This is a genomic window from Salegentibacter holothuriorum, from assembly GCF_900168045.1.
In the GTDB taxonomy this organism is placed as follows: domain Bacteria; phylum Bacteroidota; class Bacteroidia; order Flavobacteriales; family Flavobacteriaceae; genus Salegentibacter; species Salegentibacter holothuriorum.
Window position 1 is genome coordinate 539,424 of record NZ_FUYY01000001.1, and the last position, 23,157, is coordinate 562,580.

At 36.7% G+C, this 23,157-nt stretch carries 18 protein-coding genes and 1 tRNA gene; 17 read left to right on the forward strand and 2 right to left on the reverse strand.

The features are described from left to right. Positions 1-145 precede the first annotated feature (145 nt). The gene (locus B5X51_RS02450; RefSeq protein ID WP_079719271.1) at positions 146-1,348 is read right to left on the reverse strand and encodes a proline dehydrogenase family protein; all 1,203 of its coding nucleotides are present in this window, start codon (positions 1,346-1,348) and stop codon (positions 146-148) included. Positions 1,349-1,456: 108 nt separating this feature from the next. Here B5X51_RS02450 and aroB point away from each other — a divergent pair, with 108 nt between their 5' ends. The 6 genes from aroB to B5X51_RS02480 all read left to right on the forward strand — a co-directional run bounded on the left by aroB (position 1,457) and on the right by B5X51_RS02480 (position 10,818). Continuing rightward, complete coding sequence (gene aroB, locus B5X51_RS02455) at positions 1,457-2,524, forward strand: 3-dehydroquinate synthase (RefSeq protein ID WP_079719272.1); 1,068 nt, start codon at positions 1,457-1,459, stop codon at positions 2,522-2,524. 60 nt (positions 2,525-2,584) lie between these two features. Beyond that, entirely contained in the window at positions 2,585-2,878 is a 294-nt protein-coding gene (locus tag B5X51_RS02460; RefSeq protein ID WP_079719273.1) for a hypothetical protein, read from the forward strand. Between the two features lie 283 nt (positions 2,879-3,161). After that, positions 3,162-3,830, forward strand: a complete 669-nt coding sequence (locus tag B5X51_RS02465) for a response regulator transcription factor (RefSeq protein WP_079719274.1) — start codon at positions 3,162-3,164, stop codon at positions 3,828-3,830. Then, positions 3,827-5,212, forward strand: a complete 1,386-nt coding sequence (locus tag B5X51_RS02470) for a sensor histidine kinase (protein ID WP_079719275.1) — start codon at positions 3,827-3,829, stop codon at positions 5,210-5,212. The genes B5X51_RS02465 and B5X51_RS02470 overlap by 4 nt, the downstream gene beginning before the upstream one ends. Before the next feature lie 107 nt (positions 5,213-5,319). Then, positions 5,320-9,663 (forward strand): CusA/CzcA family heavy metal efflux RND transporter, encoded by a 4,344-nt coding sequence (locus B5X51_RS02475; RefSeq protein WP_079719276.1) that lies wholly within the window; start codon positions 5,320-5,322, stop codon positions 9,661-9,663. A gap of 9 nt (positions 9,664-9,672) precedes the next feature. After that, a complete protein-coding gene (locus B5X51_RS02480) occupies positions 9,673-10,818 on the forward strand; it encodes an efflux RND transporter periplasmic adaptor subunit (RefSeq protein ID WP_079719277.1) in 1,146 nt (381 codons plus the stop codon). Between the two features lie 76 nt (positions 10,819-10,894). Here the strand turns inward: B5X51_RS02480 and B5X51_RS02485 are convergent. After that, positions 10,895-10,969: transfer RNA gene (locus tag B5X51_RS02485), tRNA-Pro, on the reverse strand. A 181-nt stretch (positions 10,970-11,150) separates the two neighbouring features. Between B5X51_RS02485 and B5X51_RS02490 the strand changes: the two genes are divergently transcribed. The 11 genes from B5X51_RS02490 to lepB all read left to right on the forward strand — a co-directional run bounded on the left by B5X51_RS02490 (position 11,151) and on the right by lepB (position 23,073). Further along, a complete protein-coding gene (locus B5X51_RS02490; protein WP_079719278.1) occupies positions 11,151-12,347 on the forward strand; it encodes a PQQ-dependent sugar dehydrogenase in 1,197 nt (398 codons plus the stop codon). A gap of 93 nt (positions 12,348-12,440) precedes the next feature. Beyond that, positions 12,441-13,049 carry a uridine kinase gene (gene udk, locus B5X51_RS02495; protein WP_079719279.1) on the forward strand — a complete coding sequence of 203 codons (609 nt, stop codon included), beginning with the start codon at positions 12,441-12,443 and terminating at the stop codon, positions 13,047-13,049. 79 nt (positions 13,050-13,128) lie between these two features. Beyond that, a complete protein-coding gene (locus B5X51_RS02500; protein ID WP_079719280.1) occupies positions 13,129-13,446 on the forward strand; it encodes an FtsB family cell division protein in 318 nt (105 codons plus the stop codon). Positions 13,447-13,476: 30 nt separating this feature from the next. After that, on the forward strand, positions 13,477-14,859 hold the full coding sequence (locus B5X51_RS02505; protein ID WP_079719281.1) for a methylmalonyl-CoA mutase subunit beta: 1,383 nt from the start codon (positions 13,477-13,479) through the stop codon (positions 14,857-14,859). Between the two features lie 14 nt (positions 14,860-14,873). Continuing rightward, on the forward strand, positions 14,874-17,006 hold the full coding sequence (scpA, locus tag B5X51_RS02510; RefSeq protein ID WP_079719282.1) for a methylmalonyl-CoA mutase: 2,133 nt from the start codon (positions 14,874-14,876) through the stop codon (positions 17,004-17,006). Positions 17,007-17,352: 346 nt separating this feature from the next. After that, positions 17,353-18,234, forward strand: a complete 882-nt coding sequence (locus B5X51_RS02515; protein WP_079719283.1) for an SDR family oxidoreductase — start codon at positions 17,353-17,355, stop codon at positions 18,232-18,234. Positions 18,235-18,398: 164 nt separating this feature from the next. Then, the gene (locus tag B5X51_RS02520) at positions 18,399-19,163 is read left to right on the forward strand and encodes a ParA family protein (protein WP_079719284.1); all 765 of its coding nucleotides are present in this window, start codon (positions 18,399-18,401) and stop codon (positions 19,161-19,163) included. 3 nt (positions 19,164-19,166) lie between these two features. Further along, positions 19,167-20,072, forward strand: coding sequence for a ParB/RepB/Spo0J family partition protein (locus tag B5X51_RS02525; protein WP_079719285.1), 906 nt, complete (start codon positions 19,167-19,169; stop codon positions 20,070-20,072). After that, the gene (locus B5X51_RS02530; protein ID WP_079719286.1) at positions 20,062-20,640 is read left to right on the forward strand and encodes a DUF5683 domain-containing protein; all 579 of its coding nucleotides are present in this window, start codon (positions 20,062-20,064) and stop codon (positions 20,638-20,640) included. The genes B5X51_RS02525 and B5X51_RS02530 overlap by 11 nt, the downstream gene beginning before the upstream one ends. A gap of 36 nt (positions 20,641-20,676) precedes the next feature. Further along, positions 20,677-21,393, forward strand: a complete 717-nt coding sequence (gene dapB, locus B5X51_RS02535) for a 4-hydroxy-tetrahydrodipicolinate reductase (protein ID WP_079719287.1) — start codon at positions 20,677-20,679, stop codon at positions 21,391-21,393. A 105-nt stretch (positions 21,394-21,498) separates the two neighbouring features. Continuing rightward, positions 21,499-23,073 (forward strand): signal peptidase I, encoded by a 1,575-nt coding sequence (lepB, locus tag B5X51_RS02540; protein WP_079719288.1) that lies wholly within the window; start codon positions 21,499-21,501, stop codon positions 23,071-23,073. The last annotated feature ends 84 nt before the right edge of the window (positions 23,074-23,157 follow it).

Genomic DNA, 23,157 nt, shown 5'->3' on the forward strand with positions numbered 1-23,157 from the left:
TTGGCGGTGACAATAAATTTCTAAAACCGTCATTCTGAATTTATTTCAAAATCTAATATGTGGATAATTAAAATATGTTAGACCCTGAAACCAGTTCAGGGTGATGTGCATAATAATTAAAACTTCTAAACATCTTTTTTAGTTTTTAATGCTCTCCCCTATCGTGTTTTGTAGGCTGTCCTTTTCTACGTTTCTTTTCTTCTTGTAGAAGTGAAAGTTCTCGCCCGGTTTGCCCTTTTACAGAAGTGTTTTCCTGAGCTCTTCTCAATAAATAAGGCACTACTTCTCTTACAGGGCCAAATGGCAATAGTTTTGCAGAGTTATACCCTTTTTTTGCAAGATTAAAACTAATATGATCACTCATTCCATATAACTGGCTAAACCAAATACGGTCGTCATTAGAAGGCAGGCCTTTGTCTTCCATACTTTGTAATGCCAAATAATTACTAACCTCGTTATGGGTTCCTATAAATAGGTGAATATCTCCAAGATTAGCTAAACAATAAGACATAACACTATTAAAATTAACATCGGTAGCCTCTTTGTTTTCACAAATAGGTGATGTATAATCATATTTTTTAGCACGTGCATTTTCTTTTTCCATATAAGCACCACGCACAATTTTTGCTCCTATTTTAAAGCCTTCTTTTTTAGCCTTTTCATGTAGATTTTTCACATATTCTAACCTATCCCAACGGTAGCACTGGAATGTATTATAAATAAGGATCTTATCCTTATTATATGTCTTCATCATGTCTTCCATCAATTCATCTGCCGCAAGTTGCATCCAACTTTCTTCAGCATCAGCATAAAGCCTTACATCGTTTTCGTAAGCACAATTACAAAGCGCATCTACTCTTTCCTTAACTCGCTCCCATTCTTCCTTTTCGTCATCACTTAAATTAACGCGTTCGGTAATTTTCTCCCAGATAGCAAATCTTCCAATACCGGTAGGCTTAAATAACGAAAAAGGTAACTCTTCACTTTCAGCAGCAAATTTAATTAGTTTCATTTTCTTTGCCAGGGCTGCATCAAATTGCTCCTCAGTCTCCTTGCCTTCAACAGAATAATCAAGAATACTATGCAATTTTTTAGAATACATTTCTTTGGTAAGCGGTTTACAATCTTCTTCGGTAATACCTCCACAAAATTGCTCAAAGATAGTTTTTTTGATTATGCCTTCTACTGGTAAGTGAAGTTTTAGTGAGAACTTGGTTAACCAGGAACCTGCATCCACCAATGTCTTCTTATTCATCATGCTAAACAAAAATATAGCACGATCCAGCTCTAAATCAGATTTCAATTTAAAAGCTGTTTTTGTATCGTTAAAGATTTTTCTATTGATCATGGGCGTATCTTAATGGCAGCAAATATAATTATTGAAGTTTGATTTTATTATGAATATTTCTGCTTATTTTCGAAGCCATATTACAAATGCTAAAAACATCAAAAAACTATGTCCCATAGTGCAGTTAAAGGGCCGGTTTACTTCCAGGAAGACGGCTTTCTTAAGTTAAATACTTTTTTAAAAGAAGGAAATCCTTCTAAAATATTTCTTTTAGTAGATAATAATACGCACCGCGATTGCCTGGCTGTTTTTTCTCAAAAATTAGAATCTCCGGGAAATATTGAGATTCTGGAAATTGAATCGGGAGAAATAAATAAAAACCTGGAAACCTGCACAGGAATATGGAATGCCCTTTCTGAGTTGGATGCAGATCGTAAGAGCCTTATCATTAATCTAGGTGGCGGTGTGGTAACCGATCTTGGTGGCTTTGTAGCTTCAACCTTTAAACGGGGTATACGCTATGTAAATGTTCCTACAAGTTTACTCGCTATGGTAGACGCTTCTGTAGGCGGAAAAACAGGTGTTGATCTTGGAAACCTTAAAAACCAAATTGGGGTTATTAATCACGCAGAAATGGTGATTATAGACCCTGCATTTCTAAGTACCCTACCACAAGCAGAAATGCGAAGCGGGCTGGCCGAAATTTTGAAACACGCATTAATTAGTAACGAAAACTACTGGAATAAAGTTACTAATTTAAGTGGGCTAACTTTAGATGACCTGGATGAGATTATTAAAGAATCAGTAGAAATAAAATCTAAAGTTGTTATCGAAGATCCGGACGAAAACGGATTACGAAAAACATTAAACTATGGTCACACCCTTGGTCACGCTATAGAATCATATTTTTTAACCCATCCAGAAAAAACTACTTTACTTCACGGGGAAGCAATTGCCATTGGAATGATCCTGGCAACTTATCTCTCCAAAGAACTTCAGGAGTTTCCTGAAGATAAATTAAAAGAGATCACAATTAAAATTCTGGATATTTATGATAGGGTAGAATTTTCGAAAGAAGATATTCAACAAATTATAGATTTAATGAAATACGACAAAAAGAATTCTCACGGAAATATAAATTTTGTTCTTCTAAAAGATATTGGAAACACAGTGATAGATTGTAAAGTGCCTAACGAGCTAATTTGGAATGCTTTCGAATATTATCAAAAAGCTTGATATATAATTTAAAAACATTATTTTTAAACATACTAACTACATCCTCATAAACACTTATTTATGAAAAGAATTATTGTTGACTACAAAAAACTAACTCCAGAAATACTTGGCCTTTTAGTGGAAAAGTATCCAGATGGCTATGACGACGACCATATAATTTCATTTAAAAATGCAAAAAATGAAACTATTGAAGCGGTTGAAGTAAAAACCGAAGATTCTATTTACCTGGTAAAAGTAAGTACACGCCTGGAAAATACGATGGCCAAGTTTGATGAAGACGATTATGATGATTCAGATTACAACGAACCCATTGTTGAAATTCCAGAAAAGGAAGACGAAGAGGAAGATAAATAATAGTTTATTATTTTATTGTAACCTTAAAGCTTCCCATTTAAATTTAGAAGGGATCTTTCTTTACGAGAGATCCCTTTTTTTATTTAAAAAAGGGTGAAAAAAGAACCTATTCAAGCCTCAAGAAACCTCCTTAAAATGCTTAATTTAGTAGAACTGTCAGCTAAAATATTATTTAGCAGTCAGCCTTTCTTTATATGCCGTTTTTAGAAAAGATAAACACTTTTAAGCAAATCTTAAGAAGCTTTTAATTTACACTTAAACAAGTTTAATGAACATTTGAATAATGAGAATACTAATTGTAGAAGACGAAGCGGGTATTGCATCATTTCTTAAACAAGGATTGGAGGAAGAATCTTATGCTGTAGATCTTGCCGAGGAAGGAAAACAAGGCCTTCATCTAGCTTTATCTGGCGAGTATGATTTATTACTTCTAGATTGGATGTTGCCGGGTTTGAGCGGTATTGAAATATGCAGGCAATTCAGAAAAGAATTTCAGGAAACACCTATCATTTTTCTCACCGCAAAAGATACTCTTGATGAAACTGTTTTTGGTTTGCAATCTGGGGCAAACGATTATATTAAAAAACCTTTTCATTTTGAAGAACTTTTAGAGCGTATCAAGGTACAACTTAGGCCAAAATCGGGAGAGCATTCGCTGTTTACTTTAGGCAATATTACTTTAAATACTGAAACACACGAGGTACATAAAAGTGCAGAAGAAATTCATCTAACACAAAAAGAATTTGGGCTGCTCGAATATCTAATGCGGAATAAAGGTAAAGTGTGCAGACGAACCCGAATTATAGAAAGTGTTTGGGATATTCAGTTTGAATATAATACCGGAGTCATTGACGTGTATATTAATGCTTTAAGAAGAAAACTGGCATTAGCTAAAGATGAAAATTATATACAAACAGTTCGCGGAGTGGGATATATTGCAAAAGAATCATGAACCTGAACTTTAAAAACAGAATCACTTACCATTACATTGTAGCCACGGCAACTCTAATGGCCCTGGTATTTGGTGCTATCTTTTTTACCGTAAAAAATACTGTATTAGAAAATCTTGACAGCGATCTTTCCTATGAAGCAACTAAACATACGGGAGAAATAGTGATTAACGGAGAACGAATTTATTTTGCCAATAAAGCAGAATGGGAAGAACGGGAGCATCGGGAAAGCGAAGTTAATCCTGTATTTATTCAGTTGATGGATAAACAAGGTAATCTAATGGATAAATCACCAAACCTGAAGCTGGATAAACTTTCATTTAAACCTATAGAATTTGAGGGACATTTTAATACAAAGTTGAACCAAAAAAACATTCGGCAGATTCAATTACCAATTGAGAGGAAAGGAAAAATAAAAGGATACATGCTGGCGGCTATGTCTTATGAGTCTGCTCTTTCAGTGATTTCAAAGCTAAGAAATGTATTATTAGTCTCTTATTTTATTGTTTTGATTGGCGTATATTTTGTTTCGCGTTTTTTAGCTGGAAGAAGTATTAAGCCTGTTAGGGAAATTAGTAATACCATTACAAGAATTACCAGGAACAACCTCAACGAACGGGTAAGCACTCCACAAAATCAGGACGAAATTCATGAACTTTCAACTAATTTTAATGCCCTCCTGGAACGTATAGAAAATGCAATAGAGAGAGAAAAGCAGTTCACCTCTGATGCCTCACACGAACTAAGAACTCCGCTTGCTACACTTAGGGGTACCCTGGAAGTATTAATAAGAAGACCTAGAAACCAGGCGGAATATGAAGAAAAAATAAGGTACAGTTTAAACGAAATAGACCGAATGACTTCCACCTTAGAGCAACTGCTGCTCCTGGCCCGTTTAGATAATTCAAACCACCACATAAAGCACGACGAATGGACTTCCCTGCCTAAACTTATTGATGAATCGATTTCCAAATTTAAGGATATTATAAAGGAGAAGAATTTAAAGATAAACACCGATTTCACTTATTCAGATAAAGCCTACGGACTATACTATTACAGTAAAATAATTATAGACAATGTTTTAGGTAACGCTATTAAATACTCCAATGCTAATTCAAACATAAATATTGGGATCAAAACGCTTAAGGATAAAATTATCTGTAAGATCACAGATGAAGGAATTGGAATCAAAGAAGAAGATCTAAACAGAATTTACGATAGCTTTTTCCGGTCTGATCCGCTTAATCACAAAAAAATGGCAGGTAATGGACTAGGCCTTTCCATAGCTAAAAAATGCGCAGATGCCATAGGAGCTAAAATAGAGATGGAAAGTAATTTTGGCTACGGTACTACTGTAAACATCATATTCTTAAGCCAATCTTAAGGAAGGCTTGAGAAAAGACTTAGAACGATCAAACTAGCTTTGCAACATCATTAAAGCACCACAGTACTGAGAGATCAGATTAGCTTTAAAAAAATACATTAGAAATTATGCTGGACCGTATTATAAAATTTAGTATTTCTCATAAATTAATCATTCTTCTTTTTACGGTCTTTATCATTGGTTTTGGATTGTATTCCCTATCCCAGATTCCAGTGGGTGCAGTTCCAGATGTTACCAACAACCAGGTACAGGTAATCACCACTTCAAGGAATCTTTCTACACAGGATATGGAGCAATACATAACTTACCCTGTAGAATTAGAGATGGCCAATTTGCCAGGAGTTAAGGAAATTAGATCGGTATCTAAATTTGGATTGTCTGTAGTTACCATTGTGTTCGAAGAAAACCTTGGTACCTATTTACCCAGGCAGCTTATCGCAGAGAAAATAAAATCGGCTTCCGAAAAAATACCAGACGGATTCGGAAAACCTGAAATGGGCCCAATTACTACCGGTTTAGGTGAAATTTACCAGTATACTTTAGATGCTAAACCAGGATACGAAGATCGCTATTCGGCTGAAGACCTTAGAACTATTCAAGACTGGATCGTAAAAAGGCAATTATCTGGGATTAATGGTGTTGTAGAAATTAATGCCTGGGGCGGTTATGTAAAGGAATATGAAGTCGCGATTAACACGAAAAAGCTGAATGCGATGGATATTAGCATTTCACAACTATTCACTGCACTTCAGAATAATAATAGCGTAGCCGGCGGTGGGTATATTGAAAAGGTAAATCAGGCTTATTTTATTCGTGGCCAGGGCCGGGTTACTTCTCTCGATGATATCAGAAATATCGTGGTTACAAATAAAAATGCAACCCCGGTTTATATTGGGGATGTGGCCGAAGTTGGTTTTGGACAGGCCACTCGTTTTGGCGCCATTACCGCTAATGGAAAAGGCGAAACCGTTCTTGGACAAGTGATGATGTTGAAGGGTGCAAATTCTAATAAAGTTATTAAAGCAGTAAAAGATCGTGTAGCCAATATCTCAGAAACACTTCCTGAAGGTGTGGTGATCAAACCTTTTTTAGATCGTAGCGAGCTTATAGGAAGAACCACTTTTACCATTGCAGAGAATCTTATTTTAGGCTGCCTCATCGTTATTTTTGTAGTGGTTTTATTGCTCGGAAATCTCCGGTCTGGACTAGTAGTGGCTTCTGTTATTCCTTTGTGTCTGCTCTTTGCTCTTTCACTAATGTACATCTTTGGGGTTGATGCCAATTTAATGAGTTTGGGAGCCATAGATTTTGGAATTATAATAGACGGCGCGGTAATTATCGTAGAATTTACCGCCTTTAAAATGACCCAAAAGCAAAATGATTATAAAGACCTAAATAAACAGGAATCATTAAACCTGAGGGATAGGATTAGCTTTAATAGCTCTTCGCAAATGATGAATTCAGCCATATTTGGGCAATTGATCATCCTTATTGTATTTATACCTATCCTATCCCTTAGCGGTGTAGAAGGGAAAATGTTTCAGCCCATGGCACTAACTTTTAGTTTTGCACTAATTGGAGCTATGATTCTCTGCCTTACTTATGTGCCTGTAGCTTCGGCATTATTTCTAAAATCAAAAGAACCTTCAGAAAAAAACATATCTGTTAGGCTTATCAAATTTTTAAACCGAATTTATAAACCATCTATAAACTGGGCCTTGGGCAACAAAAAACTAGTACTTGGCCTGGCGGTCATTCTACTTATTTTTTCAGGCTTTATTTTTAGTAGGATGGGTGGCGAATTCATTCCGCAATTAGATGAAGGTGATTTTGTAATTCAACCTGTCCTAAAAACCGGTACTTCCCTGAGTAAAACGATTGAAACCACCACCAGGATCGAAAAAATACTACTGGACAGCTTTCCTGAAGTAGACCAGGTAGTAAGCCGTATTGGCGCTGCAGAAGTACCTACCGACCCGATGTCTATGGAAGAAAGCGATGTGATTGTTTCACTAAAACCAAAGAGTGAATGGGTTTCAGCTGATTCAAAAGATGAGCTTGCAGATAGGTTTAAAGAAGCATTAGCTATAATCCCGGGAATGGAAATAGAATTTACCCAACCCATAGAAATGCGTTTTAATGAATTGATTACCGGGGTACGTGCAGATATTGCCGTTAAGATCTTTGGGGAAAACCTGGAAATATTAAATACCAAGGCACAAAAGATCAAAAATCTTATCACAGACGTTGAAGGAGCTTCAGATATTGTAGTTGAAAAAATTGTAGGTCTTCCACAAATGAATGTAAACTATAAACGTGAAAAGATAGCTCGCTATGGTCTTAATATAGCAGAACTGAATAAAATTATCACCATGGGCTTTTCAGGAGCGACTATGGGAAGTGTATTTGAAGGTGAAAAACGTTTCGATATGGTTCTAAGATTTCAAAAAGACAGGCGCCAGGATATTTCGAATTTAAAAAATCTTTATGTAGATACGCCTTCAGGAGAAAAAGTGCCACTTAGCGAACTGGCAGACATTACTTATCAAAAAGCAGCGGCCAAAATTTCCAGAGATAATACACAAAGACGTATTGTTGTGGGAGTGAATGTGAGAGATAGCGATTTACAAACCGTTGTAAATAAGATCAAGCAAATTGTAGATACAAATATTAGCTTACCTCCGGGATATAGCATTACCTATGGCGGGCAATTTGAGAATTTGCAAAGCGCCACCTCACGCCTAAAAATTGCCGTTCCAATCGCACTGGTACTTATTTTCATACTGTTGTATTTTGCTTTTGGAACTTTTAGAGAAGCCCTAATGATATTTTCGGCTATTCCTTTAGCTGCAGTAGGAGGAATTCTATTATTGTGGATACGCGGAATGCCATTTAGTATCTCGGCAGGAGTTGGGTTTATCGCCCTGTTTGGTATTGCAGTATTAAACGGAATAGTGCTTATTGAACATTTTAAAGAATTACGGGATAAAGGAATGGAAAATAACGACAGCCTCATTATAAATGGAGCCCAGGATAGATTACGTGCCGTATTGTTAACGGCATCTGCCGCAGCTCTGGGCTTTTTACCAATGGCAGTATCAACCGGTGCCGGTGCCGAAGTACAGCGGCCGCTTGCCACAGTTGTAATTGGCGGATTGATCACCTCTACCCTGCTTACATTAATCGTCTTACCGGTAATATATTCCATCTTCAATAAAGAGAAAAAGAATAAGGGAAAGACTAAAGAACAACTTCGTGTTAAGCCTTTAACTATCCTTTTATTATTGGTTAGTTTTTCAGGTTTTTCTCAGGAAACTAAACATACTGCCATTGAGGATGTAGAGGAATTAAAGAAAATAGCATTTGAAAATAATTTTGGACTCCAGGCCTCTGCTCTTAGGGTTGATGAAGCCGATGCACTTATTGGAAGCGCCTTTACTTTTGACAAAACAGAAGGCTATTTTGGAAAAGACGAAAGTAACCGTGCAGGCGACCAATCTCTTGATGTTTTAGGAGTAAGTCAGTTTTTTAATTTTCCCACAGTATACTTTGCGCGAAAAAAAGTCTACAAAACGGGCTTTAGACAAGAGCAAAGCACTTTTAGGCTTAAGAAATTGAACCTGGAACAGAAAGTAGCTCAAGTATATTATCAAATTCAGTATGAAAAAGCCAGGATTACTGTTTATGAAGATCTGGATAGTTTATATCAAAAATTTGCTTATGCCGCTAAAAGAAGGTTTGAACTGGGCGAAACTAATTACCTGGAAAAAATTACCGCACGTTCCAAACAAAAGCAGCTGGAAACTGAATTAAAACAGGCGCAGAATGAGCTTGGTATTTCTTATGAAAAACTGAAACCATTAATAAATACTGAACAGAAAATTATTATTAAAAAGGTTCCAATAGAAAAGTTAACGATTAAAAGCTTAGGAATTCAAGGTAATCCCGGTTTGGAATTCTACAAAAACCGCGATGATTATTTTAAGGCCCAGGCTGGACTGGAAAAACAAAAAATGCTACCCGATATCAGTTTGAGTTACTTTCAATTTAATAATGATGTTATAGATACTCCCTTAAAAGGCTATCAGGTTGGGGTTCATATACCACTGTTATTCTTCGGGAATTCTTCAAAAATAAAAGCCGCAAATATCGCGAGACAGGCGGCCGAGCAGGAAACTACAGATTATGAAGTAAGATTGAATTCAGAATACAAGCAACTTCTTCAACAACTAGATAAGCATCAGCAAGCGCTTTCCTATTATGAAAATGAAGGAAAAGGCCTTTCTGAAGAAATTATTAAAACAGCAAATTTAAGCTATAAGAATGGGGAGATAGATTTTTTTGAATATATACAAAGTCTTGAAAACTCCTATAATATCATTCTTTTATATTACGAAAACCTGAATGCGTATAACCAAACCGTACTTCAGATAAATTACTTAACCTTATAAGCTGATCTCATGACCAATATTTTGAAATACATATTTATACTTTTTGCCGTGCTTTTTATGTCTTCTTGCGGAGATTCAGAGAAAGAAAATAGTGAGGAATCGGCTACTAATTCCAGCGATGGTGAAATACAATTAAGCTTTCCGCAATTTGAAGGCAACGATATGGAATTAGGGAAAATGGAAGAAAACAGCTTCCCGGTAAGCATTGAAACAACCGGAATGATAGACGTGCCGCCAGAAAATAAAGCAATGGTTAGTTCTTTTGCCGACGGATACGTGAGAAAAACTCCTTTGCTAATAGGCGACGAAGTTAAGAAAGGTCAATTTTTGGTAAGCCTGGAAAACCCAGATTATGTGCAAATGCAGCAGGATTACCTGGATGCAATGGAGCAAATGAATTATTTAAAATCTGAATACCAAAGACAGAAAACACTTCTTGAAGAAAAAATCACTTCTGAAAGAAATTTTCTCAAAGCCGAAAGCGAATACAAACGTAACCTGTCAAAATACCGGGCACTTCGTAAAAAATTGCAAATGCTCAATTTAAGTCCTGAGGCGGTTGAAAATGGAAATATAACTTCAACAATACGTATTTATGCCCCTATTACAGGTAGTATTACCGAAATGAAGATCAATAATGGAATGTACGTTTCTGCCGCCGATGAGCTGATGCAAATCATAGATCGTAACCATATGCATATTGAGTTGAACGTCTTTGAAAAAGATATAATGAAACTGAAAAAAGGACAGGATATCAAATTTATTATTCCTGAAGCCAATACCGATACTATTGAAGGGAAAGTACACCTGGTAGGAACTTCTATAAATGAACAAAAAAGAACAGTGAAAGTACATGGACATTTTAAGGACGAGCAGAAAAAGAACAGTTTTGCCACCGGGATGTTTGTAGAAGCCGAGATCATTACCGAAAAAAGAAAAGCAAAAGCCCTCCCTGCAGAAAGCATCGTTTCCCTGGATAATACTAGTTATGTATTAGTATTAGACACAAAAACTGATAGTAACTATATTTTTAAACGTCGGGAAGTTCTACCGGAAGATACTTTTAATGGGTTTACAATCATTAAAAACAGCGCTGATTTTAATCAGGATACTCAGTTTTTAACTAAAGGAGCCTTTAATTTAATTACTGAGTAATTGAATTCTAAATAGTGAAGAAAATCTAGTGCATAAAAAAAGCCTTTCATTTTTAAATGAAAGGCTTTTTATTTCGTCGGGGTGGCAGGATTCGAACCTGCGGCCTCCTGCTCCCAAAGCAGGCGCGATAACCGGGCTACGCTACACCCCGAAATTCAATAGCAATTGCTATCGTTTCAACTTCAAAATTTCAACCTGCAGTCATTATTGTCCTGCAAAGCGGGTGCAAATATAAGAAAACTTATCACTCTACAAGAAAAACTTTAGATTTTTTATATCTTAGTTGAAAACTTGCCAATAATACAGGCTAAGCCAAACACAAAAAATACATTATGAAGCGAATTCTATTATTATTAAGCCTGATTTTTACTTTTTCCGCTTGTGGAGAAAATCAGAAATCAGATGAAAAAGCTGAAGTTCAAGAAAAGACTGAAACCAGCGATCAAGATAGCAACCCGGTACCCGAAAAACAGCCGGAAGCAGTTTCTCCAGATAGAGAATATGAACACGAGGTAGTGATTGGAGATATGAGTATCCCTTGGGGTTTTGATTTCTTACCTGATGCCAGCATACTCGTTACTGAAAAAGGTGGAGACATTTATCATTTTAAAAATGGAGAAAAAGTAGCGATCTCTGGTGCTCCAAAGATCTATAACCAGGGACAGGGTGGCTTATTGGATATTGCCCTTCACCCCGATTTTGAAAACAACAACTGGGTTTATATTACCTACTCATCTGATGAGGGCGAAGGCGAAGGTGGAAATACTGCCTTAATGCGCGCTAAACTGGAAAATAATGAATTAACCAATCGTGAAGATCTTTATAAAGGAAAACCCAACTCAACAAAAGGTCAACATTTTGGATCACGAATTGTTTTTGACGGCGAAGGTCATTTATTTTTTACTATTGGAGATAGAGGAAATAGAGATGTGAATCCGCAGGATATTACAAGAGACGGCGGGAAGGTATACCGACTTAATTTAGACGGAAGCGTACCTTCAGACAATCCTTTTGTTGGAGAGGAAAACGCGAAAGAAGCTATTTATTCTTACGGACACAGAAATCCGCAGGGAATGATTTTCAACGAAGAAACCGGTGAAGTATGGGTAAACGAGCACGGCCCAAAAGGTGGTGATGAGATAAACATCGTCAAAGCCGGAAAAAATTACGGTTGGCCGGTAGTAACCTACGGTGAAAATTATGATGGCACCACGATTACCGAAGAACGAACCGGACCGGAGTTTCAGAACCCTCTTACCTACTGGGTTCCTTCTATTGCTCCTAGTGGATTTGAAAAAGTGACTTCAGATAAATATCCTGAGCTAAAAGGAAACCTATTAGTGGGGTCGCTAAAATTTCAATACCTGGAACATTTAGCTATGGAAAGTGGCGAAGTGACCAAGAGAGAGAAATTACTTGAAGGTCTAGGAAGAATGAGAGATGTTCAACAAGGCCCGGATGGATTTATTTATGTAGCGGCAGAAGGAACAGGAATAGTTAAAGTGTTACCGCTTGAAGAAACAGAATAATTTATAATTCCTAAGATCAAGTCTTAAGAATTAAAACATCATATTTATTTCTAATTTGGGGCAAATGTTTAAATTTGCCCCAAATTTTTTTAGATGCTCATTATAGGAATTACAGGTGGAACCGGAAGTGGAAAAACTACGGTGGTAAGACAAATTATAGACGAATTAAAGAATGAGGAGGTAGATGTTATTTCTCAAGATTCCTACTATAAAGATCTAAGTCATTTAGCTAAAGAAGAACGGGTTAAAACCAATTTTGACCATCCAAAATCTATAGATTTTGATCTCCTGGTAGAACATTTAAAAGAACTTAAAGCAGGTAACACTATTCAGCAGCCTGTTTATTCCTTCACAGAGCACAACCGTACTAAAGAAACACTGGAAACTCAACCCAGGAAAGTGGTTATTGTAGAAGGTATCTTGATTTTTGCACATCCAGATATTAGGGAGATGTTTGATATCAAGATCTTTGTGCATGCTGATAGTGATGAGCGTTTAATCCGCCGACTTAAAAGAGATATTTCTGAACGTGGACGCGATTTAGATGAAGTTTTATGGCGTTATCAAACCACGCTTAAACCAATGCACCAGCAGTTTATAGAACCTACCAAAGAATTTGCCGATCTTATAATTCCTACCAACAGGTATAATACCGTAGCTGTTGATATTGTACAGACCATAATCAAGGATCGCTTGGCCTAATTTTGTATCTTTATTCCAATAGCCGGTAAAGCATTAAAACTTACCAAATAGTCTTAATTAGTTACTGAAGTTAGAAGATTTGAATTTAAAAGAATTAAGAAACAAAAAATGGTTTAAGGTTATCAGCAATAAATATGTTTTGCTGATACTTATTTTTGGTGGTTGGATGCTTTTTCTTGATAGTAATTCCTGGTTAATTCATAATGAACTCAATCAGGAGATAGACGAACTTGAAGAAAACCGGCAGTATTATAAAAATGAAATTTCTAAAGATAAAGCTACTATTGAGCAGCTTCAGGATTCAGTAGAAATGGAAAAATTTGCGCGTCAACAATATTATATGAAACGTCCCGATGAAGAAATATTCATAATTGAATATGATACTATTAAGGAATAATCGGGTATTAATTTTCAGAAAAATCACACAATGAAAAACTCATTATTTCAGGAATTTGACGAAGTTTCTGCAAAAGAATGGAAACAAAAAATACAATTTGATCTAAAGGGAGCCGATTATAACGAGAAACTCGTGTATAAATCCCTTGATGGAATTAATATAAAACCCTTTTATAATGCTGAAGATATTCAAGACAGCATAAAAACACCTTCGCCAAAAAACTGGAACATCTGCGAAAGATTATATGTGGTTTCTGCTGAAAAAAGCAACAAACGCGCTAATGAAATCCTAAAAAAAGGAACCGAAAGCCTTTGGTTTATAATCCCAAATGAAGATATCTCTATTGAAAGTTTACTTAAAGGTATAGAACTGGAAAAAACTATTATTTACTTATGTTTCAGCTTTTTTTCTGAAGATTATTTCAAACGTTTGCGGGCATTTTTAAAAGGAAAAGAACATCAGATTTTTCTTCAATTTGATATTATAGGAAACCTTGCCCGTTCCGGAAACTGGTTTCAAAACCTTCAAAAAGATCACGAAATCCTTGAAAGTATTTTTTCCAATTCCGAAAATTTCAAATCAGTAATAAGTGTAGATACCAGCTTATATCAAAACGCCGGTGCTAATATTCCGCAGCAGTTGGCTTATGCCCTGGCGCACGTTAACGAATACCTGAACCTTTTTCAGAAAAACCCGAATTTCGAGAATTTTCAACCGCAATTTTTAATCGCATCCGGGCCAAACTATTTCTTCGAAATTGCTAAAATTAAAGCCCTAAGGTGGCTTTACGCTACTTTAGCTTCAGAATATAATCTTTCAGAAACCTGCCATATCCTCGCGCAACCCACTAAAAGAAATAAAACACTTTACGATTTTAATGTAAATCTTCTTAGAACCACAACTGAAAGTATGAGCGCAGTTTTAGGCGGCTCAGATACCGTTTACAATATGCCTTATGATACAATCTATCATAAAAACAACGAATTTGGAGACAGGATTGCCCGTAACCAATTATTGGTGATGAAACACGAGGCTTACCTGGACAAGGTTGCTAATGCTGCCGAAGGTGCTTATTATATTGAAAGCCTCACCAAACAATTTGCGGAAATGGCTTTAGATATTTTTAAAGAGATTGAAAGAGGCGATGGTTTTTTAAAGCAATTAAAGGAAGGAGTAATTCAACGAAAAATTAAAGAAAGCGCTAAAAAAGAACAGGAGCAATTTGATAATGGAGAATTGATATTAATTGGTACCAATAAATTCCAAAATCCACAGGACAGAATGAAAGATGAACTGGAATTGTATCCATTTTTAAAGCAAAATCCGCGTAAAACTTTAATTGAACCTATCCTGGAAAGACGTTTAAGTGAGCAAATTGAGCAGGAAAGAATTAACCAGGAGAAGGCCGATTAATTAAAAAAAGAGCAATGCAAAGAAAAGATCTTCAACATATAAAACTTACAGCTCCAGCACTTGGAAAACGGCAAAAAAAAGGTGAAAATAACATCTATAAAACCCCGGAAGAGATAAATTTACAGCCTTCTTATTCAAAAGAAGATATTAAAGATTTAAAACATTTAAATTTCGCTGCCGGAATACCTCCATATTTACGCGGACCCTATAGCACGATGTATGTTAGCCGCCCCTGGACAATTCGTCAATATGCAGGATTTTCTACCGCCGAAGAAAGCAATGCCTTTTACCGAAGAAACCTCGCTGCAGGTCAAAAAGGACTTTCAGTAGCTTTTGATCTTCCTACCCACCGTGGGTACGACAGCGATCACGAACGTGTATTTGGCGATGTTGGAAAAGCCGGTGTAGCCATAGATTCGGTTGAAGATATGAAGATCCTTTTTGATCAAATTCCGCTTGATAAAATGTCGGTTTCTATGACAATGAATGGTGCGGTTTTACCAATTTTAGCCTTTTATATTGTAGCAGCCGAAGAACAAGGCGTAAAACCCGAACAACTCTCGGGTACGATTCAAAATGATATTTTAAAGGAGTTTATGGTGAGGAATACATATATCTACCCTCCTACTCCTTCAATGAAGATCATTTCAGATATTTTTGAATATTCTTCGCAAAAAATGCCGAAATTCAACAGCATAAGTATTTCGGGATATCATATGCAGGAAGCCGGTGCTACCTGTGATATTGAACTTGCATACACCTTAGCTGACGGATTGGAATACATTAGAAAAGGCCTGGAAGCCGGGATGGATATAGATAGTTTTGCACCGCGACTTTCATTTTTCTGGGGAATTGGAATGAACCATTTTATGGAAATTGCTAAAATGAGAGCTGCAAGAATGCTATGGGCAAAACTCGTAAAGCAATTCAACCCAAAAAATGCAAAATCACTTTCCCTTAGAACACATTCGCAAACCAGTGGATGGAGTTTAACCGAACAGGATCCTTTTAATAATGTAGCTAGAACCTGTATCGAAGCAGCAGCGGCAGCCTTTGGTGGAACTCAAAGTTTACATACCAATGCTTTAGATGAAGCCATTGCGCTACCTACAGATTTTTCAGCAAGAATAGCGAGAAACACACAGTTGCACCTTCAACAGGAAACAAAGATCACCAAAACGGTAGATCCGTGGGCCGGTAGTTATTATGTAGAAAAACTTACCGACGAAATTGCTGAAAAAGCCTGGAAACTCATAGAAGAAGTTGAAGAATTAGGCGGAATGACTAAAGCTATTGAAGAAGGAATTCCAAAAATGCGCATTGAAGAAGCGGCAGCTAAAAAACAGGCCAGGATAGATAGTGAAACCGATATTATTGTAGGCACCAACAAATACCGACTAGAAAAAGAAGATGAGCTGGTTACTTTAGAAGTAGATAACCAGACCGTAAGAAAACAACAGGTAGAACGCCTGGAGGAAATAAAAGCCGAAAGAAATACCGAAAAAGTACAAAAAGCCTTAAAAGATCTTACAGATTGTGCCGAAAAAGAAAACGGGAATTTGCTTAGTTTAGCCGTTGAGGCCGCAAGACATCGCGCAACTTTAGGTGAAATTAGCGATGCACTGGAAGAAGTTTACGGCAGGCATAAAGCTAAAGTACAAACCTTTAGCGGTGTATATTCTAAAGAAATGAAAGAAAACACTTCGTTTAAAAAAGCCAGGAAACTGGCCGATAAATTTGCAGAACAAGACGGAAGAAGACCCCGAATTATGATCGCAAAAATGGGTCAGGATGGTCACGATCGTGGCGCCAAAGTAGTAGCCACCGGTTATGCCGATCTTGGTTTTGATGTAGATATTGGACCACTTTTTCAAACGCCCAAAGAAGCAGCAAAACAAGCTGTAGAAAACGATGTACATATTCTTGGAGTTTCCTCTTTAGCAGCAGGACACAAAACTCTGGTTCCGCAGGTTCTGGAAGAATTAAAGAAATTAGGAAGAGAGGATATTATGGTAATTGTGGGCGGGGTAATTCCGTCGCAAGATTATCAATATTTATTTGATGCCGGCGCTGTTGCCGTTTTTGGACCGGGAACAAAAATAAGTGATGCTGCTATTCAACTTTTGGGAATTTTAATAGAAGAGTAAAACAACTGAGCAACGGCAGTTTGCAGTAAGCTTTTCAAAAGCTTTAGTTTAATTGAATATTTTATAATGTATCTTACGTGGTGGTTAAATTTTTAAGTAAACTACTTCGGAGCAAGCTCACGAAGCATTAATATTGAAAAATATAATTTGATTTCGAGGCAAGCCTCGGAGCATTAAATCTCGATTATCGAGTAAAAGCAATTGCCATGACTTAGACTTAACGAAATAAATAACCACTAATAACGAAGGAAACCTGGCGAATTTCTAAAAATACGCTAGCCTAATTTAAACAGGTACAAAACCACAACTGACAACAGATTACTGAAAACCGATAACTAAAAAAATTATGGATTTTACTAAAAAAATGCTTCGGGACGATGCTTTAAAAGGCAAAACCATTATCGTAACCGGCGGAGGAAGTGGCCTAGGGAAAGCAATGACCAAATACTTTATGGAACTTGGAGCTAATGTAGCTATCACTTCCAGAAACCTGGAAAAACTTCAAAACACCGCCAAAGAACTTGAAAATGAAACCGGAGGTAAATGTTTTGCGGTTCAATGCGATGTTAGACATTACGAACAGGTAGAAAACATGCGTGATGAAGTTCTAAAAGAATTTGGAAGCGTGGATGTATTATTAAACAATGCTGCAGGAAACTTTATTTCTCCAACTGAAAGATTAAGCACAAACGCTTTTGATACTATTATTGATATTGTGCTTAAAGGAAGTAAAAACTGTACAATGGCGCTTGGAAAACATTGGATAGACACAAAACAAAAAGATAAAACAGTACTTAATATTGTAACCACTTACGCATGGACAGGTTCTGCTTATGTAGTGCCAAGTGCTACTGCCAAAGCCGGAGTTTTAGCTATGACGCGTTCTTTAGCGGTAGAATGGGCCAAATACGGTATTAGGTTCAATGCAATTGCACCCGGCCCCTTCCCTACCAAAGGTGCCTGGGATAGATTATTGCCGGGAGATTTAAAAGATAAATTTGATCTTGCCAAAAAAGTTCCACTAAAACGTGTTGGTGAACACCAGGAATTAGCAAATCTTGCCGCTTATTTGGTTTCAGATTTTTCAGCTTATGTGAATGGCGAAGTAATTACCATAGATGGTGGAGAATGGCTTAAAGGTGCCGGGCAATTCAATTTACTGGAAGCAATTCCCGAGGAAATGTGGGATCAATTAGAGGCCATGATTAAATCGAAAAAAGGAAGTTAAAAAGGGGCAGAACTTAAATTCTTTGCTAGTAACATTTTTAAATTAAAACCGATTGTTAAGCATATATGGCAACAATCGGTTTTTTATGTATAAGCTGTTAACAAAATGATTTTATAAACCTGTAATAAATTGTATTTTTACCCTTCAAAAATCATAAAGACTTAATGGGTAAAATCATTGCTATTGCAAACCAAAAGGGAGGAGTGGGCAAAACCACTACCTCGGTAAACCTGGCCGCTTCGCTTGGAGTACTTGAAAAGAAAGTATTGTTAATAGATGCAGACCCACAGGCAAACGCCACTTCCGGACTCGGAATTGACGTGGAGGAGGTTGAGTTAGGTACTTACCAACTTTTTGAACAATCTATTGCACCTGCAGATTGTATTCAAAAAACAAGCTCTCCAAATCTTGATATTATTCCTGCACATATAGATCTTGTAGCTATAGAAATTGAGTTGGTAGATCAAGATGCAAGGGAGTCTATGCTTAAAAAAGCGATTACTCCGCTAAAAGAGCTTTACGATTTTATTCTAATTGACTGTGCCCCTTCCCTGGGTTTATTAACATTAAATGCTTTGACCGCTTCAGATTCTGTGGTTATCCCAATACAGTGTGAATATTTTGCGCTGGAAGGTTTAGGGAAATTATTGAATACTATTAAAAGCGTTCAGAAAATTCATAATAACAAACTAGATATTGAAGGTTTGTTACTCACTATGTACGATTCCCGTTTAAGATTATCTAACCAGGTTGTAGAAGAAGTACAGAAGCATTTTGGTGAAATGGTTTTTGATACAATCATTCAAAGAAATGTACGTTTAAGTGAAGCCCCAAGTTATGGTGAAAGTATTATTAACTATGACGCGGGCAGTAAAGGAGCCAGCAATTATTTGAGCCTGGCACATGAAATTATAAAGAAAAACTCGTAGAAGATGGCGAAGGCGACCAAAAAACAAGCTTTAGGACGTGGACTCTCGGCTCTATTGAAAGATCCACAAAACGATATACAATCTGCAGAAGATAAAAATGCCGATAAATTGGTTGGGCATATTGTAGAATTAGATTTAGATTCTGTAGAAGTAAATCCATTTCAGCCAAGAACCAGTTTTAATGAAGACAGCCTTAAAGAGCTAGCCTCTTCTATTAAAGAACTAGGTGTAATTCAACCAATTACAGTAAGAAAACTGGATTTCGATAAATATCAGTTGGTTTCGGGAGAACGCCGTTATCGCGCTTCAAAATTGGTGGGTTTAAAAACAATTCCTGCATATATAAGGATTGCTAACGACCAGGAATCTTTAGAAATGGCTTTGGTTGAAAATATTCAGCGCCAGGATCTAGATCCAATTGAGATTTCGCTTTCCTACCAGCGTTTAATAGACGAGATAAACCTTACCCAGGAACAATTAAGTGAACGCATTGGTAAAAACCGTTCTACTATAGCCAATTATTTACGACTTCTAAAACTGGATCCTATTATTCAAACGGGAATGCGAGATGGATTTATGAGTATGGGACATGGCCGTGCGCTTATAAATGTTAGCGACCCGCAAAAACAACTGGAGATTTACGAGAAAATACTTCAAAAATCATTATCGGTAAGAGAAACCGAGCAATTGGTACGCGAAGTAAATGAAGGCACAAAAGCTTCAAAAACCACTAAAAAATCAGCTTCAGTTCCTACTTCTTATAAAAAGGGAATCAAAGAATTTTCAGAATACCTGGGAACAAAGGTAGATGTTAAAGTCACTAAAAAAGGAAGCGGAAAACTCAGTATTCCATTTTCTTCCGAAGAAGATTTTATTCGACTAAAAAAACTTATTCAGGGTGAAGACTAATCGGGTTTTATCATTTCTCTTTTTTCTGTTGTTTGTTTTCAAACTTACAGCTCAGGAAGATTCTTTAAGGATTGAAAACCCTGAAGTACTTGATACTATTACAAAAGAAAAAGATTACAAGCCTTATAATGCACTGGCACCGGCCAAAGCTGCTTTTTATTCAGCTATACTGCCCGGTTTGGGTCAGGCCTATAATGGAAGGTACTGGAAAATCCCGCTCGTTTATGCAGGAATTGGTACCGGAGTTTATTTCTATATCAACAACGATAAAGAATGGAATAGGTATAGAGATGCCTACAAAGATAGGTTGGCTGGAAAAGAAGATGAATTTGGAGATAGAATTAGTACAGACGCTCTCATTAGAGCGCAGGAGTTTTACCGTAGAAATAAAGAAATATCGATATTGGTAATCGCAGGATTCTATGTTTTAAACATTATAGATGCCAATGTAGATGCCCACTTACAACAATTTAATGTTAGTGAAGACTTAAGCCTAAAACCTAATATGGAATTTGATAATTTTACCGGAAAGTCTAAATATGGAGTCTCACTGAATTATAGGTTTTAGATTAAAATAGATAACAAATAGCTTTAAAAAATAGAAATGAGAATAGCACTATTAGGATACGGAAAAATGGGTAAGACCATTGAGGAAATAGCAATAAACCGTGGACACGAAATTGTTTTGAAGCTGGAAGAAGACATTGACACTTTCGAGATAGACAAAATGGATATAGATGTTGCTATAGATTTTAGTATTCCTAAAGCAGCTTTTAAAAACATCACTACTTGTTTCAAAAATAATATTCCGGTGGTTTGCGGCACCACAGGATGGCTAGATGATTATGAAAAAGCCGTAGAAATCTGTAAAAAAGAAGACGCTGCCTTTATCTATGCTTCAAATTTTAGTGTAGGTGTTAACCTTTTCTTTGAGCTAAATAGAAAGCTGGCAAAAATCATGAATGGCATGAAAGATTATGCAGTAGAAATTGAAGAAATTCATCATACGCAAAAACAAGACGCGCCAAGTGGCACTGCCATAAGCCTTGCTCAGCAAATTATTACTGAAAACGACCAAAAGAATAACTGGCAACTGGATCACGCCGAAGCAGATGAAATTCCCATTAAAGCAAAAAGAATTGAAAATGTTCCCGGCACTCACAGCGTTTCTTACAAATCTCAAATAGATACCATAGAAATTATGCATACCGCCAAATCAAGAGAAGGTTTTGCACTTGGTGCTGTAGTGGCCGCTGAATGGATCAAGGAGAAGAAAGGTATTTTCAGTATGAAAGACGTACTTTCAGATCAAATTAAGTAAAATGGAAAGTGAACTCATTACAAGACATTAAGTTTACGAAAATATTAATCCCGAGGTAAGTAACAATTTCTAAGTATTGTTACTAATAAGCAAAGAATAAAAATTATGACGTTCACACAATGGTTTCTGTTTTTTCTGCTAGTTCAGGTTGTTCACTTTGCTGGCACCTGGAAACTTTATAAAAAAGCCGGAAGACAAGCCTGGGAAGCCGCAATTCCCGTTTATAATGCAGTTATACTAATGAAGATTATAAACCGGCCATGGTGGTGGGTAATCCTTCTTTTTATTCCTATTGTAAACCTAATCATGTTCCCGGTAATTTGGGTTGAAACCATTAGAAGTTATGGTCGCCACAGTACTACCGATACACTTTTAGCTATTTTTACACTCGGCTTTTATATTTATTACATAAACTACGCAACCAACGTAAAGTATATTGAAGACCGAAGCCTAAAACCTAGAACGGCCGCCGGAGAATGGATAAGCTCTATACTCTTTGCAGTAATTGCAGCTACAATTGTGCATACCTATGTGATGCAACCCTTTACCATCCCAACTTCTTCCTTGGAAAAAACCTTATTAGTTGGAGATTTTTTATTTGTTAGTAAATTTCATTACGGAGCAAGGCTACCAAGAACCGCGGTAGCTTTCCCTATGGTGCATGATACTATTCCTGTTTTAGGCGTAAAATCTTACTTAACCGAACCACAAATCCCTTATTTGAGATTACCGGGTTTTGAGGAAATTGAACGCAATGATATTGTAGTTTTTAACTGGCCCGTAGATACGGTAAACGCTTTTCAGCAATATGGTGATGGTAAATATTATTACAAACCAATAGATAAGAAATCTAACTATGTAAAACGTGCAGTTGGACTTCCGGGAGATTCGCTACAGGTAAGCGAAGGAAAGGTATTTATTAATAATGAACCACTTCAACTTCCCGGCCGTGCCAAGCCGCAGTACACTTATTATGGAACAACCAATGGACAGGGTTTTAATCCCAGGTATTTATATGAAGAATATGATATTACCGATGGTTATTATCACAATCCTAACACCAATCAATTTTATATAAATGCTTTAACCGAAGCGGCTTACAACAGAATTAAAAATCATCCAAACGTTACCAGCATCCAAAGATATTCTGATTCTTTAGGATCCAAAGACCGAAGTATTTTTCCCAACGATGGAAAACTTAGTTGGAACAACGATCATATGGGACCAATTTATATCCCAAAGGAAGGTGTTAAAGTAGATCTTACAGCTGAATCGATGCCATTCTATAAGCGTGTTATAGAAACTTATGAAGGTAGCGAAATGGGCATAAATAATACATTAAGTCTAAACGGAACTCAGGTTTTATTAAACGGCCAACCCACAAATTCCTATACTTTTAAACAGAATTATTATTGGATGATGGGTGATAACCGTCATAATAGTGAAGACAGCCGAACCTGGGGATTTGTACCGGAAAATCATGTGGTAGGAAAACCTGTTTTTGTTTGGATGAGCTGGGATGCCAACGCCCAGGGATTCTTTAATAAAATTAGGTGGGATCGTGTTTTCACTACTGTAAAAGGTGATGCGCCCCCTACCTCCTATTTACCATACTTCCTTATTCTGGTAGTTATTATTATTGCCTTCAATTATTTTAAAAAACGCAGGGAAAACGCTTAAATTAAGCAAGCAAGACCTAGCGCGTATAACAATGAAAATTGGCGCTAATGTTAAGTTCCGAAATTGGAATAGAATTATAATTAG